Annotated in this window: 25 protein-coding genes; 4 read left to right on the forward strand and 21 right to left on the reverse strand. The window is 28.2% G+C overall.

All coding sequences use genetic code 11. The annotated features are described in order from the left end of the window. Nucleotides 1-64: 64 nt before the first annotated feature. The 15 genes from E0D94_RS11265 to E0D94_RS11325 all read right to left on the reverse strand — a co-directional run bounded on the left by E0D94_RS11265 (nt 65) and on the right by E0D94_RS11325 (nt 7,956). Entirely contained in the window at nt 65-781 is a 717-nt protein-coding gene (locus E0D94_RS11265; protein WP_130807663.1) for a hypothetical protein, read from the reverse strand. Between the two features lie 22 nt (nt 782-803). Further along, complete coding sequence (locus E0D94_RS11270) at nt 804-1,190, reverse strand: replication terminator protein (protein ID WP_130807664.1); 387 nt, start codon at nt 1,188-1,190, stop codon at nt 804-806. A gap of 12 nt (nt 1,191-1,202) precedes the next feature. Further along, nucleotides 1,203-1,355: a hypothetical protein gene (locus tag E0D94_RS14900; RefSeq protein ID WP_165442953.1), complete on the reverse strand. Its 153-nt coding sequence runs from the start codon at nt 1,353-1,355 to the stop codon at nt 1,203-1,205. 20 nt (nt 1,356-1,375) lie between these two features. Then, nucleotides 1,376-1,879, reverse strand: coding sequence for a Holliday junction resolvase RecU (locus tag E0D94_RS11275; RefSeq protein WP_165442954.1), 504 nt, complete (start codon nt 1,877-1,879; stop codon nt 1,376-1,378). A 98-nt stretch (nt 1,880-1,977) separates the two neighbouring features. Beyond that, entirely contained in the window at nt 1,978-2,157 is a 180-nt protein-coding gene (locus tag E0D94_RS11280; protein ID WP_130807666.1) for a hypothetical protein, read from the reverse strand. 96 nt (nt 2,158-2,253) lie between these two features. Continuing rightward, on the reverse strand, nt 2,254-2,433 hold the full coding sequence (locus E0D94_RS11285) for a hypothetical protein (RefSeq protein WP_130807667.1): 180 nt from the start codon (nt 2,431-2,433) through the stop codon (nt 2,254-2,256). An 11-nt stretch (nt 2,434-2,444) separates the two neighbouring features. Further along, nucleotides 2,445-2,579: a hypothetical protein gene (locus E0D94_RS15140; protein WP_278044704.1), complete on the reverse strand. Its 135-nt coding sequence runs from the start codon at nt 2,577-2,579 to the stop codon at nt 2,445-2,447. Then, nucleotides 2,569-2,781, reverse strand: a complete 213-nt coding sequence (locus E0D94_RS11290) for a hypothetical protein (RefSeq protein WP_130807668.1) — start codon at nt 2,779-2,781, stop codon at nt 2,569-2,571. The genes E0D94_RS15140 and E0D94_RS11290 overlap by 11 nt, the downstream gene beginning before the upstream one ends. 11 nt (nt 2,782-2,792) lie before the next feature. Next, entirely contained in the window at nt 2,793-4,637 is a 1,845-nt protein-coding gene (locus E0D94_RS11295; RefSeq protein ID WP_130807669.1) for a DnaB-like helicase C-terminal domain-containing protein, read from the reverse strand. Nucleotides 4,638-4,658: 21 nt separating this feature from the next. After that, complete coding sequence (locus tag E0D94_RS15035) at nt 4,659-5,399, reverse strand: hypothetical protein (protein WP_242620534.1); 741 nt, start codon at nt 5,397-5,399, stop codon at nt 4,659-4,661. A 41-nt stretch (nt 5,400-5,440) separates the two neighbouring features. Then, on the reverse strand, nt 5,441-6,046 hold the full coding sequence (locus E0D94_RS11305) for an ERF family protein (protein WP_130807670.1): 606 nt from the start codon (nt 6,044-6,046) through the stop codon (nt 5,441-5,443). After that, nucleotides 6,039-6,611, reverse strand: a complete 573-nt coding sequence (locus E0D94_RS11310) for an HD domain-containing protein (RefSeq protein ID WP_130807671.1) — start codon at nt 6,609-6,611, stop codon at nt 6,039-6,041. Before E0D94_RS11310 ends, E0D94_RS11305 begins: the two co-directional genes overlap by 8 nt. Beyond that, nucleotides 6,612-7,073, reverse strand: coding sequence for a hypothetical protein (locus E0D94_RS11315; protein WP_130807672.1), 462 nt, complete (start codon nt 7,071-7,073; stop codon nt 6,612-6,614). It abuts the gene before it with no gap. Nucleotides 7,074-7,117: 44 nt separating this feature from the next. Further along, nucleotides 7,118-7,594: a helix-turn-helix domain-containing protein gene (locus tag E0D94_RS11320; protein ID WP_130807673.1), complete on the reverse strand. Its 477-nt coding sequence runs from the start codon at nt 7,592-7,594 to the stop codon at nt 7,118-7,120. 149 nt (nt 7,595-7,743) lie between these two features. Further along, nucleotides 7,744-7,956: a helix-turn-helix domain-containing protein gene (locus E0D94_RS11325; RefSeq protein ID WP_130807674.1), complete on the reverse strand. Its 213-nt coding sequence runs from the start codon at nt 7,954-7,956 to the stop codon at nt 7,744-7,746. A gap of 73 nt (nt 7,957-8,029) precedes the next feature. Here E0D94_RS11325 and E0D94_RS11330 point away from each other — a divergent pair, with 73 nt between their 5' ends. Beyond that, nucleotides 8,030-8,485, forward strand: coding sequence for a hypothetical protein (locus E0D94_RS11330; RefSeq protein WP_130807675.1), 456 nt, complete (start codon nt 8,030-8,032; stop codon nt 8,483-8,485). Here E0D94_RS11330 and E0D94_RS14905 read toward each other — a convergent pair whose 3' ends face one another. Continuing rightward, complete coding sequence (locus E0D94_RS14905; RefSeq protein ID WP_165442955.1) at nt 8,486-8,662, reverse strand: hypothetical protein; 177 nt, start codon at nt 8,660-8,662, stop codon at nt 8,486-8,488. It abuts the gene before it with no gap. An 89-nt stretch (nt 8,663-8,751) separates the two neighbouring features. Next, on the reverse strand, nt 8,752-8,979 hold the full coding sequence (locus tag E0D94_RS11335) for a helix-turn-helix transcriptional regulator (protein WP_130807676.1): 228 nt from the start codon (nt 8,977-8,979) through the stop codon (nt 8,752-8,754). 175 nt (nt 8,980-9,154) lie between these two features. On the opposite strand from E0D94_RS11335, the gene E0D94_RS11340 reads away from it, so the two are divergent. Genes E0D94_RS11340 through E0D94_RS11350 form a run of 3 tightly spaced genes read left to right on the forward strand, consistent with a single transcriptional unit; the run spans nt 9,155 to nt 11,233 of the window. Next, the gene (locus E0D94_RS11340; RefSeq protein WP_165442956.1) at nt 9,155-9,544 is read left to right on the forward strand and encodes a helix-turn-helix domain-containing protein; all 390 of its coding nucleotides are present in this window, start codon (nt 9,155-9,157) and stop codon (nt 9,542-9,544) included. A gap of 51 nt (nt 9,545-9,595) precedes the next feature. Then, on the forward strand, nt 9,596-10,036 hold the full coding sequence (locus E0D94_RS11345) for an ImmA/IrrE family metallo-endopeptidase (protein ID WP_130807678.1): 441 nt from the start codon (nt 9,596-9,598) through the stop codon (nt 10,034-10,036). A gap of 54 nt (nt 10,037-10,090) precedes the next feature. Further along, nucleotides 10,091-11,233: a site-specific integrase gene (locus E0D94_RS11350; RefSeq protein WP_130807679.1), complete on the forward strand. Its 1,143-nt coding sequence runs from the start codon at nt 10,091-10,093 to the stop codon at nt 11,231-11,233. Nucleotides 11,234-11,319: 86 nt separating this feature from the next. Here the strand turns inward: E0D94_RS11350 and rlmD are convergent, their stop codons facing one another. The 4 genes from rlmD to E0D94_RS11370 all read right to left on the reverse strand — a co-directional run bounded on the left by rlmD (nt 11,320) and on the right by E0D94_RS11370 (nt 14,710). Beyond that, nucleotides 11,320-12,678, reverse strand: coding sequence for a 23S rRNA (uracil(1939)-C(5))-methyltransferase RlmD (rlmD, locus tag E0D94_RS11355; RefSeq protein WP_130807680.1), 1,359 nt, complete (start codon nt 12,676-12,678; stop codon nt 11,320-11,322). 146 nt (nt 12,679-12,824) lie between these two features. Continuing rightward, nucleotides 12,825-13,685 (reverse strand): diaminopimelate epimerase, encoded by an 861-nt coding sequence (gene dapF / locus E0D94_RS11360; RefSeq protein WP_341274579.1) that lies wholly within the window; start codon nt 13,683-13,685, stop codon nt 12,825-12,827. Nucleotides 13,686-13,883: 198 nt separating this feature from the next. After that, entirely contained in the window at nt 13,884-14,285 is a 402-nt protein-coding gene (locus tag E0D94_RS11365; protein ID WP_130807682.1) for an FxsA family protein, read from the reverse strand. Continuing rightward, nucleotides 14,285-14,710, reverse strand: coding sequence for an acyl-CoA thioesterase (locus tag E0D94_RS11370; protein ID WP_130807683.1), 426 nt, complete (start codon nt 14,708-14,710; stop codon nt 14,285-14,287). The genes E0D94_RS11365 and E0D94_RS11370 overlap by 1 nt, the downstream gene beginning before the upstream one ends. Nucleotides 14,711-14,774: the final 64 nt, after the last annotated feature.

Raw genomic sequence — 14,774 nt, forward strand, 5'->3', positions numbered from 1 at the left:
TTATAATAAAAGATTTATTGTCAATTATGATAAAATCTATTATGTTATTTAACTAAACTAATAATTAAGAAATGATCTCTACTTTTCCATTACATTCTTCTAAGTTTTCTTCTAAGTATTTTTTGATACTCTGCATTGCTTGATTTCTCCACATTCCACCATCTGCTTCAAATATTGCTGCTCGTGGACCTTCTTGCATTCTAAATATAAACTTTGAAGAAGGTTGCTCTATTTCTGGAAATGTTCTATATGGAGCTAATATAACTGGATTAGGTACTTCTGCTTCTCCTACACTTGCTACACCTGTTTTAATCGTTACCTTTTGTGATACTCCATTATCTCCAGTTTGCTTTACTGCTTCATCTCTTATTAACCCAGTAAATTTAAGTATTAAAGGTTTGTCCCCTTTATCATCAAAACTACTCTGCATCATAATATTAAATCTTTCAGTGTCTAAAAATTGGTCATATCTAATGTTATCCGGTAATATTGCTTTTGCTATGATAAATTCATCTCTTTCTCCATCTCTATTTAATGGACTTAATACATTTACCTGCTCTGGACTTCTAACTTGAATTAATAGCTTTACTCCTATTTCATCTATATTTTTCTTAATATAATCTATAATACTAGTTAAATTTGATACTCTTAATGCTTGTACTTCTGGCTCTCTAACTCTTTTTAAATCTTGTGTTGTAAATAGTCCTTTTTCTGTTTCTATTAATAATTCCTTATCTAATCCTAACCCTACTAAGTATTCTAAAGCTTTTCTTTCTATCATTTTAACTACCTCCATATTTTTATTATTTTATTATTTTAATTCCTTCTATATCTACTGCTTCATCGTCTTTTAATATCTCACCTGTTTCTTCATTTACCCTCATGTACCTCTGACCTTTTACCTGATTTTGATATTCACTTGCTACTATACCCCCTTTACCATCTTTATCAATGATTATTTTTGTTGCCACTCCAATTTTAGGAACTAATTTAGTTTTGACAATTATATTTACCATGCTTAGCTCCCTATCTTCATCACTTTTAAATTCTAACTCTACTGTCATTTTTCTTTTTTTGACTGGGTCCGTGTTAGGATCTGCTATATTTTCTAATACCTCTTTTAATCCTACATTGAATTTCTCTGCTAATGCTCCACCTGCAAACTTTTCTAAATTTATATCATTTTTCATTACTTTTCCTCCTTAATTTTTTATTGTCTTTTCTATGTAAATAAAATTCTTATCAAAACTTATTCTATCTACATATTTCAAATTATTTTTAGTAAATCTGATTCTTTCTTTAAATGTTGAGTAGGGTATTGCTTGTACTACTGTTAAAAGCTCATATTCTAACATGCAAAGCCCTCCTTAGTCTTCTATATTCCTTCCAAATAGTCTAATAATATTCCATTTCTTGAAACTATTTCTTGACAATCATCTTCAAAAAAACTGTATGGAATACTTGCAAAACCTCTCTTTCCTTTATTTTCTTCCCACGCTGCCCAGTGAAAAATTAAATCATCAAATTCTAATCTAAAGACCTTATCTTTACTTTTAAATGATACTAATATAAAAGCTCGTCCTCCATTTAAATTCCAACTCTCCATGAATTCTATTTGATGTTGGTGGATGTTTTTTAAAGGAAATCTGTTTTGTTTTGTTTCTTTTGCATCAAAAGCTACAGGAATGCTTTTATAAACTCCTATAAAATCAAGTGTGCTTTTCTGTTCAAAATATCCGTTTACTATTTTACGCCCTTGTCTTTTAAGTACCTTTACTGGTGTAGCTATCTTTTGTATAAGTGCTTTTCCTCTTCTTATATAAACTATATTAGAATAGTTTATATATTCTTCAAACGTATCTCCTCTATGGATTCCCAATTTATTCACTCCTTAAAATATTATTTATAATGTATCTCTTCATCAAAGTTCCATCTAGCAAATATTTCATATGCTTTATCATATTTACACTCTCCCTTTTATATAGGTTTAGCATTATAATCACCACAAATTAAATCAACTTTATTTATGTTTGTCCTATAATTTTTCGTTTGAAAACTATAAAAACTTGGATATTCCTCTACTACAGTTCCTATTAATTTATTTTTATAGCCTTTTCTTCCTGCTTGTATTACTTCATACCTCTTGCCTACCTTCATGATTTTGTCCTCCATATACTCTTAGCTCTTTCTATTGCTTCTTTAGCACTAATATTATTGCTGAAATATATCTTTACTGCTTTATCAACTATTTCTTTATATTCTTTTGTCATGATTTTCCAGCTCCTTAATAGCATATTTTATAGCACCTATATCTACTTCCCAATCTGGATCATCTTTTGAATATTCCTTTAAAATTTTAATAGTACTTTTAAGTTGTTCAGTGACATAGAATACTTCATTATCTTTTTGTGTTGAAGCTACTCTTATTGGCATATTTCCTCCTCCTAATTAATCCATTTATAGTAAATGTAATTTAATCTATTTAGCCATTTACCTATCATCTTTTTAAATCCTCTTTGATGGTCTTGTATGCTTCTAACAATGTCTACTACTTCTAACATCATTTCTTTATCCAACATTAAAACCTCCCATTGTTTCTTTGCTTGTATGTGGACCTATTTTCCCTAAATAATAATTTAATCCTTTTAATATATTTTTAAAATTAACTATTTGATTTTCTTTTTCATGATATGGAATATCTTCCCTATCAAAATAAATAATAGCTTTGTTATACCTTTTAAGTAATTTGTTATATTCTATTTTTGCTTCTTTAACAGTCATTTTCAAACCTCCTAGAAAGGGCAGTCAACATCAGTTGCTATTTGAAAGCCGTTTGGTATACTCTTGTCCCAATTAAATGAATAACCCACTGCTTGGTTAGTTTCTTCGTCTATTTCAAGTAATAGACCCGTATCTTTATCAAAATGCACATCAACTTTAGGTAAATCATCAAAATCTCTATTTTTAATGACAGATATTTCGCCATTTACACCTAAGTTTATTTTCTCTTCTTCATATTCTCTTACAACTGAAATAATATTATCTGCTTTGTTGTAAAGGTCTGATGTTCCTGATATTTGCTCCATGTCCATGCTTTGACCTTTTCTATACGTCTTATTAGGATGCAATACTAAAACTATATGAGTGTTATAATTATCAGCTAAATCATGGAGTCTTTGCATAAAATCAGCTTGTTGTTCATACTTTTCAGCAGCTTTTACAGACAAAATGCTCATAAGGTTATCTATAACAATCAAATTATAATTATTTATTTTAATTTCAAGCTCTAACATATTGATTAATTCATCAATAGTCTTTAATTTACTGTCTCCTTTATTGAATAAAACTAATTTTTCTTTATGCCATTCTCTAAGCTTTTTAAGTACATTAGGTTTAGGTTCTTTTTTGTATCTTTTATTGATTTTAACCGAATCATAATTTCCTTTATCCCGCCCAATTACACATTGATATAATTTATTTACTACCTTATTTTTATTTTCTTCTCCATTCATAAGGTAGACTTTATTTCCCTTATCTATAGCATTTACAATAACTTGTCTTACAAAGGTAGACTTACCTCCATTACTCCTACCAGTTATAAGTGTTGTAAATCCTGGTACTAAATCATTTAGAGCATAATCTATACTTGGTAACCCAGTAGGTACATACTTGCCTGATTGAGTATCAATGCCTTCATAAGGCTTTTTATCTAAGTCCCATCTACCTTCAATCTTAAATCTAGCACTTTCTATAATCTCAACTATCTTTTCTTTACCATAGAGGATATATTCTTCATTGATATCTTTTCTCTTATAAAGCTTTTTATCTATTAACTTAGCCTTTTCTTTAAACTTTTCAATGAAGTATCTATCCATATTAGAACCAGCTTCATCATTATCAGAAACTATAATTAAAGACTCAAATTTATTCAAAAACTCTCCAGCCTGCTCAACTAAAGTAGGTAAACTATTAGCTCCAGCACCAACTGATACAACATTTTCATAGCCACATTGACTTATTATCATTGCATCAAATTCACCTTCACATATAACGAGTTCCATACCTGGTGATGTATTTTGAATGTTATATAAATAGGGCTTAGAACCTGTAATATTTTTCATCTTAGGCTTTCCAGGATTTTTTTTAGGTTTTCTAGTTTTATAACCTATCACTGTTTCATATCTGTAGTAAGGAAATGCTATCTCACCTTTGTAGGTACCTAAATTAAACCTTTTTATAGTATCTTCATTTATTCCTCTAAGCCTTATATAATCTATGCATTCTTTGGTTATAGGTTGAACCTTCTTTACTTCATCAGTGAATTTATCTCTATTTTTTTGAATAGAAGTATCTTTATAATCATCTTCTGATAATAATTCTGATACTATTTCTTGATGAGTATAATTAAGATGTTCTCTGTAATAGCCATATATATCAACTTTCATTCCACATCCAAAGCAATAAAATTGTTGAGCTTTAGGATCCCAACTCATAGAAGGGTCTCTGTCACCATTTTTATGTGCAAAAGTATTAGGACAATGATATTTCTTACCTTTTTTAGCTAATCCAAGTCCGTTTGCTATGATGCTTTCAGCTTCATTATTAAATTTTTCTTTGATTTGACTAATTTTGTCCAAGTTATCACCTCACTTTTGCTCTTACCCCCTTAAATAATTATCGTTAATGACTACTTTAAGAGGAGGCCTTTTGCTCTTAATTTCATTTTTTTCTTCTACATTCTCATCAAGATAATCTACATATCCACTATTAAAAAACGTACTGCCATTTTGAAACTTTAAATCCTTAAACCCTCTATCTCTTTCAGATTTAACAAAAGAAATATATCTACTTATACATCTCTTGATTTCATCACCAAGTTTGTATAATTCCTTTTTCTTAGTGTCAGAAATTCTACCCTTTCCTTTTTTTGAAGGATATAATTGCCAAACTTCTTGAAAAAATTCTTCTACTAAATCATTTTCTTTTTCAGATGTGCTTTTTGTAGATGCACTATTCTTTTGTTTAGTTTCGTTTTGTTTATTTAATGTGGCATGGTTTCCGGCATGACTTCCGGCGTAACTGTCGGCATAGTTTCCGGCATGACTTCCGGCATTATATGCCGACAATGATGTAATTTTATATGCTGCTGATTTATTTCCACCTCTAGACCTCCAGTCAATCCTACCTTTTTGTTTTAATTCATTTCTAGCTTCTCTTATAGTTCTTTCTGCAAGTCCAGTCTTAATACTTAATACAGATGTAGCTACAGTAAATTCTTTAGTCCATTTAGCTTTATTGTTTATGTGCATCAAAGCGTGCCATAATACAATACTAGATGTAGACAATGAATTTATTTCGAGCCAATCATAAAAAGCATTAATTTCAGCTATATAATTCAATTTTTTCACCTACCTTTTCATAGAAAGGGGATTTTACTCCCCTATTTTTTTAAACTTTCATATCCTTTACATACATTGTCGTATTCTTCTTTAGTAAGTTCTTTTACATCCTTATTGAATTTCTTTTTAACCTGTTCCTTTACAGTATTAGAATCTATATTCACACTGTAAGCTATAGCAAAGAGTCTTTTTATTTGTTTATCATTTAAATCATATTTCTTATTACTACTTGATGTATTAGTATTGTTTTTATTAGGTTCTGCATTGTTCCCATCATCATCATCTTCTGATGAAATACCGAGTATTGCAGATAATGCATATCTTCTAGCATATGTTATAGCACTTCCTGCACCTTGTGCTGTAGGTTTATCTGCTTTTAATACCAAAGGCTCAGATTCAATCCATTCTCCACTTTCATGTATAAGTAAAGTTGTTACTACAATGTTTTCTCCATCCCCTGCTGGTGCTTGTACTACGCTTAAACCATGCTTTGATAGTATAGGCCTAACATTATTTAAAACATCATTTAAAGGAGCATATTTACTTTTGAAAAATGGATTTGTAGCAGTGTTAGCAGGATTTGTTATTTCTGCTTGAAACTTTGATAATGCTATAGCTAAATTTTTAATGCTTTCACTTTTATTCATCTTTATCACCATTTTCTAAAAATCTACTGGACCATAAATCTGCGAAGTGTATCAAGGTTTGTAATTTAGTTTCATTCCCTTGTAACTGGTACTTAAGGTCGCCATACATACCGTTATGATGAAGTATTGCGAACATTTCTTCTTGACTTAATTCTATAAATTTACTTATCATATGAATACTTGCTATTTCATGAGGTACTCCACGTCTTTCTGGATTATGTGTATATGGTTTAGTAGAACTCTTTTTCCCACTTTTCAATATGTTTTCTATATAATTATCTTGTCCATAATATTTACATTTTCCTAAGTCGTGAAACAAAGCAACTATGATTATAGACTCTTGACTTAATCCAAAATTCATTTGATGATTTAAATCTAAAGCACAATCAGCAACCTTTAAGCTATGTTTTAGATTGCCCTCTTCTTCTGCTCCATGATATCTAGATGAGCTTGGAGCAGTAAAATAATTGTTCTTATCTAAAAAATCTAGTAACTCTGTTTTATTACATCTACCTGAAATCTTATCTAACAGTTTTAAAAACTCTTCTTGTAATTTATTTTCCATCTATATTACCTCTCTCTTTCTTTTAACTGGAATAATATACTTAACATAATCATCTATGCTACTTCTAAATAAAACAGCTTTGAATGTTTCTTTTAAATTTCCACATTTCTGCTCAAAATCTTCTATAGAATCTAAAGTACTTTCCAGTGCTTCCCTTGCGTACTTAAGTTCAATAGTGTAATGTTCTGCCAATATTTTTGCTACTGTACCAAAAAATATTTCTTCAAAATCGTTATCAATATACATTGTTTCTGTTTTATTCCCTCTAGTTATTGCTCTTTTAAATGTAGCTTTTGTTATCTTTTCATATTGAATATCTCCATCATAAGCACTTGTATAAACTTTCCTTTTATAGAAATATGACTTTCCTTTATAAATGTATTCAAAGTATTCACTACGTCGCAATTTCATTCCACTACCTCTAAACCCTTTCTTAGAGTATGATCCGTATGGTAATTTCATTTGTACATTCCTCCTCGATTTGATATAATTAACGTATAATAATTTTAGTAAGTGACCTTTTCTAGACTGCCATCTAGAGAGGTCTTTTCTTTTGTAAAGATTAAACTTAATGCTGCTCCTGCTACTTCTTCAATTTCTTTTGTAATGCTTGTCCATCTATCTGATTCATGATGATCTATCACTCCATCACAAGCTATTGAAATCATATCTGAATTAACTCTATCTAGATCCCCTACTTCTTTTTGAAACTTCAAAACTGATTTTGCTATATCTGAATAATGTATTTTAGGTAAATATCTTCTACCTACTTCTGTAGACGTTCTAAGATGTTCATATGCTAACCAGCTTGTCCCATAAACTTCAATCATTTTACAAACAACTTTATCTGGAGCTACAGTTATTCCTCTTTCATATGCAGATAATGAATCTCTTGAAATATCTAGAAATTCAGAAGCAATATCTTGAGTCAAATTCGTAGACTTTCTAGCAATTTTATATAAATTCTCGTATCCTATCTCCATTCACTTTTACTTCCTTTCGTTATAAAATATAATTAAGAATTAATTACTCGTCTTTTTTAAATCTCTTAGGCATGTCCCTAACTTTCCCCACGTATTTTACTAGAATCCTCTTTTTGGGTGTCATCTTGGCACCTCCCTTCTATTCTTTTTTACCAACTTATACTTTTTACATTACTTAGATCAGATAAATCTTTTCCTTTATAGCACTCTACAAAGGCTATTAATTCACTCCTTGAAACTTTTAGTCTACCTAGTCTTAAAGGAGTTAACATTCCTGCTCTAAATAGGGCGTAAACTTTATTATTATTTACTTTTAATATCGCTGCTACTTCTGGAACTGTAAAAAGCAAATCATCACCCATATTTACACCTCCTATGCTGTGTGGTTTGTTTTCCCTTTCTGTGATAAAATTTCTATGAAAGGGGGTGTTACATTTGACTAAATATTTATGGCAATTAAATCTTGATGATATTCCATTAGGTTGGGAACAAATTTATAAAGAAGCAATCAAGGAATATCCTCATGGTGAAATATTTAGCTTTGAAAATTTAAACTATGATGATACAAATAGATATTTTTATCATCCTGTAAAATATCGTGATGAAATCTATCGTCTTTTTAATAAATATAAAATCGAAGCTAAATATTTATTTGATTCTAAAGATAAATATAATTTTAAGACGTTTACTACAAAAATTGTTAAACTTGATTCTATTCTATATAACCTTCTTTTTTATTGGACTCAAGAAGAAAAAGAAGTAGATGGTTCTTGTTTTGATCCAAGAGATTTAGAAGAAGATATATATAGCTTTGAATCCTATTTTGATTTTGATGATTTTGAATCACAATTTCAAAAAACTTACAATAAATATAAGATAATAAATCTATAATTATTTAGTGTCAGAGTTATAGTTGCTCAAAAACTCTATTAATTTATCGCTATTAATTCTGACACTATAACCTTTTTTTAACTTTGCAACCTCTCTATGTGATATGTCTAGTTTTTTTGATATAATTGCTATTGGTAATTTACTTATAAACTCATTAAACCTTAATTTTAATTCCATTTCTCTCACCTCCTTCTAGTTCCTCACTTACCAATATTTACAGCTTTATCGGCAATTACTATCATGAGATAATTATTTATGTGATTAAATTATGCAGTATGATTTGTTTCCGTTTCAGCAACTTCATCATCAAAAAAAATATCTTCTATTGCCATATCTAAAAATTTAGATATTTTATTTGCTTCTTCTAAAGAAAACCTAACATTGCCACTTTCTTTTTTGTAGTATGCTGCTTTAGTTTGAAGCCCTAAAACCTCAGCCATATCTATTGCTGAAATATTTCTAGCATTTCTAATAGCTCTTAAATTTTCATACATATTTTCCCCTCCTCAAGTTTCCGTTTTAGCTACCTCTTAAATACATTATAATATCTATATCGGAAACTGTCAACTCTTTTATATAAAAAAGTTTCTAATTTAGAATAAAAGTTTATTTTCCATTTTGGATATTATATAATTTAATTAAATTAATTTATTGAAAGTAGGGATTTCATTGAGAATTAGAGAACTAAGAAAAGAATTTGATTTAACTCAAGAACAATTAGGTGAAAAAATAGGACAAACAAAATCAAATATTTCTAAATATGAAACAGGTGCTTTAGAACCTGGAATAGATACTCTTAATACATTAGCTAAATTCTTTGATGTATCTCTTGATTATCTAATTGGCAACTCCGACATAAGAAATCCTTACAAAGACAAGCCTTCTATACCAGAAGAGTTTGAAAATCCAGAGGAAGCTGTAAAATTCTTATTAGAGCAAAATGTAATCATGGGATTCGGTGGCTTTGATGTTCATACAATGAGTGATGAAGAAGTACTAGAATTTGCAAATGAATTATTAAACCATCTAAGATTACTTAGCTATAAATATAGAAAATAAATTTAAAGAGATCAATTTAAGCCAACTCAGAACCAAGGGGGGATATCTATAATGGTTTGGATAAATGATTATGTAAGAGGTATAATAGAACATTGTAAAACAAGTGATATATATGATATTTACAACGAATTAGATATAAAAATATATAGAGTTGATAAAAAAGATAGAATTCTAAATAATAATGATGCTTTCTATATGAGAGATTATTATAATTTAGAAATAGTATTTATTAGAGATGATTTAGAATATTATTTTGAAAAGTTTATTCTTGCACATGAATTAGGACATGCTATTTTACACACAGATATTATTTCTGCTGCATACAATAAGAAACTTATAAATAAAGGTAAACTAGAAAAACAAGCTGATTATTTTGCTCTAAAACTGCTTAACATTGAGATAGATAGTATAGATTATGAAGGTTATACAATAGAGCAAATATCAAAATCATTACATGTAAGTGAAAAAAGTTTAGAAATGTACTCATATTGAGTATTATATTTTTTATTGTTAAACCGAACATATATTCTATTAAGGAGTGATAAAATGCAAGGTGGAGTTAGACGTAGAGGAAAAAGGTGGTATTACTACTTTGATGCAGGAGTTGTGGATGGTAAAAGAAAAAAGATTGAACGTGTAGGTGGCAATACTAAGAAAGAAGCTCTAGAAGCTTTAAGAAAGGCTCTCAATGAGTTTGAGAAGGCTGGTACTATATTGGATGAAACAGAAATGAGCACAGCTGATTATTTTGATTACTGGTACAAAGAATATGTACTAATTAATTGTAAATATAATACTCAAGAATATTATAGACGTATTATAAAAAATCATATAAAACCTAGCTTAGGTATATATAAAATAAAATCTCTTAATGCAGCTAAATTGCAAGAATTTATAAACGATAAACATATCAATGGGTATTCTAAAAGTTCTTTATCTAATTTTTTAGGGGTTCTTTCTAAAGCTTTAAAGATGGCAGTATATCCATATCAGTTAATTAAAGAGAGTCCTATGCAATATGTAAAAATACCTAAAATTCAAGAAGATAAAAAAGATGAAGATAATCTTAAAATTATATCTAAAAAAGATTTTAATAAAATTATAAAAAGATTTCCAATGGAAAGTACATTCTATATACCTTTACAAATTGGTTTTCATACAGGTATGAGAGCTGGAGAAGTTTGTGGATTAACATGGAATCATGTAGATTTAGAATCAAATACAATATCAGTCACTAAAACTCTTATACCTAAAGGAAAAGGTATATGGGAATTAGGTCCTCCTAAAACTCAATCTTCATATAGAACTATTGTAATAGGTCAAACATTAGTAGATATTTTAAAAAAGCATAAGAAATGGCAAATAGAAAATAAATTAAGATATGGTAAGTATTATAAAGAATCTAATTTTGTATGTACTAAAGAAAATGGAACTCATGTAACTACAAATACTTTAAAATATTTATCTAGAGTGGTTAACTATGAATTAATGATAGATTTTAATTTTCACTCATTAAGACATACTCATGCTACTATGCTATTAGAAGCAGGAGCAAATATAAAAGATATTCAGGAAAGATTAGGTCATTCTAAGTTATCAACAACAATGGATACTTATTCTCATGTTACCAACAAAATGAAAAAAGAAAGTGTTGATATATTCGAAAAAATTATATCTAATAATAAGTAATTTGCCACCGAGTATAATTTTCGGTGGCAACAGGGTGGCAAATAGCTTATTTAAATTATTTATAACCTCTAAAACATAGTTATCCTCTAGTTAAGTAGGGTTATACTTTCAACGTGAACAGTATGTGGAAACATATCTACAGGTTGTATCTCTCTTGTCTTATATCCACTTTCATCTAAGTATTTCAAATCTCTTGCAAGGGTTGATGGATTACATGAAACATATACTACCTTTTTAGGGTTCATTTTTATTATAGTATCTAACACTTTTTCATCACACCCTTTTCTAGGTGGATCTACTACTACAACATCTGCTCTTATTCCTTGTTTATAAATCTTAGGAAATACTTCTTCTGCTTTTCCTAGATAAAATTCTGCATTATCTATCCCATTTATTTGAGCGTTCTTTTTAGCATCTTCTATAGCTGGCTTTACTACTTCTATTCCATATACTTTTTTAGCTTTTTTTGCTAAAAACAATGATATACTTCCTATACCACAGTATAGGTCAAATACTGTTTCATCCCCTTTTAAATCTGCATATTCCAATGCCTTATTATATAATTTTTCTGTTTGTATTGGATTTACTTGAAAAAATGATAATGGAGAGATATTAAATTTTATATCTTCTATATAATCAACTATTTTATCTTCTCCCCATAATGTAATAGTTTCTTTGCCTAATATTACATTAGATTTTCTAGTGTTTATATTTTGTATTATACTTTTAATACCTTCAATATTTTCTACTATAGATTTTATCAATTCATCTTTATATGGTAGTTTTTTACCATTAGTTATTAATACAAGCATTAAATCTCCTGTTTTAAATGATGTTTTAGTTAATATATGTCTTATTATGCCTGTACCTTTCTTTTCATCATAAGGCTGAACTTTATAGTTTTTCATATACTCTCTCATAACTTTTATTATTTTATCAGTTATAGGATGTTGAATTATACATTTATTTGTATCAACTATTTCATGAGTTCCTCTTTTATAAAATCCTATTTTAACAAAGTCTTCCCCAGATTGAACTGGAAATTGTGCTTTGTTTCTATATCTAAATGGTTCTTCCATTCCTATTGTTTCATGTATTTTAATATCCTCTAATTTTGCTATTCTTTCCATATCATCAGTTACTTTTTTTCTCTTTATATCTAATTGAGCATCATAATCTATTTTTTGAATTTGACAGCCACCACAACTATCTACTACATGACAAGGTGCTTCTATTCTCCATTTTGAAGGTTTAGTAATTTCTACAAATTCACCTACTCCATAGTTCTTTTTTGCTGTAATTATTTTTATATTACCTATATCTCCTGGTATTGCATCATTTATAAATACTGCAAAGTTTTCAATTTTTGCAACCCCTTGTCCTCTATGATTTAAATCTATTATTTCTACTTTATAAGTACTACCTACCTTAACTTTTGATTTCAAAATTAACCTCCTAATAATGCTTATTCTCTATTAATTATATCCTTTAACGGAAAAAAATAAAAGTAAAGCTTATTTAGTAGATATAAAATAGCTATAATTATGTACCTATAAGTATTTAATTTGTTTTTTATATTGCTATGTTTAGATTAATAATTAAAATCTTCATCTAAAATAATTCCTTCACATACAATATTTGTGGGACCAACAAGAAAAATTTCTTCATATTTTCCATTACTTTCTTTAAGTATAATATTAAGAATACCACCTGGCATATTTATTCTAATTTCACCACTGTTAACAATATCCTTTTTTATTAAAGTAAATCCCAGGGAGCCAGCACCAGTACCACATGCTAGTGTAAAATCTTCGACTCCTCTTTCAAAAGTTTTAGCATAAACCTCCTCATTATCAATAAAATAAAAAGTGACATTTGCTCCTTTTTTAAGTTTTTTATGTTGCCTTAATCCTTTGCCAATATTATATAAATTTTCTTTATTTAGAGTATGTAAGTTTGATAATTTAACTATCAAATGTGGTAATCCTAGATCTCCAAGTTCAACATAAGAACAATCATATTTATTTCCATCATATTCTAAAGGAAAATCCATTTTAAAAACAGTTGGTTTATTTAGTCTAATTTCATATCTTCTTTTATCAATTCTAACTCCTTCAACTAATCCTGATATAGTTTCAATAATTTGCTTTTTCCCAGCAAGACCTTTTTCAAATCCATATCTACAAATACATCTTGCACCATTTCCACACATTTCTCCATGAGTACCATCAGAGTTTAAGAAATTCATTTTATAATCAGCTTTTCCAGCAGTATTATCTAAAAACATAATGCCATCAGCTCCAATTGATAATCTTCTAGAACATAAAGTTTTCGCAATATGCGAAAACTTTTCTTCTGGAATTTTTTCAATAATATTATTTATTATTATAAAATCATTTCCTGCTCCGTGCATTTTTGTAAATTTGATTATAATTCCTCCTTTAAATAAAATTTATTTTTCTTTTAAATATGTATTAAATTGCTATTATTAGATATCATATATAAATTAAACTTCACATTATATATTATATTTATATATCAAAAAAGTATAATATGACAAAAAAAATAGCACACTTTATAGTGTGCCTAAAAAATAAGAATTGGTTGCCAATTTTGATTATATAGAAATTATTGCCATATTTATATAGTTTTAATCATCATCTCTATAATAAAAATGTACTTGTCCTGCTCTAATTTTTTCGCTAAATTTATTTTTTATATATTTTTTAAATATTGTTCTAGTTAAAGGAATAACTAAGCTAAATCCTACTATATCAGTTATTATTCCTGGAGTTAATAAAAGGGCTCCTCCTACAAGTACACATAGCCCATTTATAAGCTCATTTCCAGGCATTTTACCTCTATTTAAATCTGTTCTTATTCTCATAATTATAATTCTACCTTGAGATTTCGCAAGATATGCTCCTATAACTCCAGTAAATATTACTAAAAGTACTGTAGCAAATCCACTTGTAATTTCTGCAATTTGAAAAAGTATAAAAAGTTCTACTATTGGTATCACAGTAAATAATAATATAAGTTTTCCTAACACTATTTTTTCTCCTTTTCTATTGCTTCATTTAATTTGTTCCATAATTCATTATATTTCTTTTTAAAATTAATAGGTTTTAAATCTTTATTTACAAATGCATGAAGTGTATAACCTTCTGCTAAAAGTAAATTATCTCTTTTTCTTATTATATTATACTTATACTTTATTTTAACTCCTTTAAGTTTTTCAATATATGTTTCTATTATTATTTCATCATCATATTTAGCTGAAACTATATATTTACAGCCAACATCTATTACTGGTAATAATACACCTTCATTTTCTAACTTTTTATAATCATAACCTAAATTTCTAAAAAAAGAAGTTCTACCTATTTCAAACCAATTAAAATAATTAGCATGATATATTACTCCCATTTGATCTGTTTCACTATATCTAGCTCTTATTGTAGTTTTATTTTTCATATTTTCCTCCAAAGATTGTTATACTTAGCTCAATTATATCAGAAAAATAAAATAGTATAAAGGA

Origin of the sequence: Senegalia massiliensis (assembly GCF_900626135.1) — a bacterium.
Classification (GTDB): domain Bacteria; phylum Bacillota; class Clostridia; order Tissierellales; family SIT17; genus Anaeromonas; species Anaeromonas massiliensis.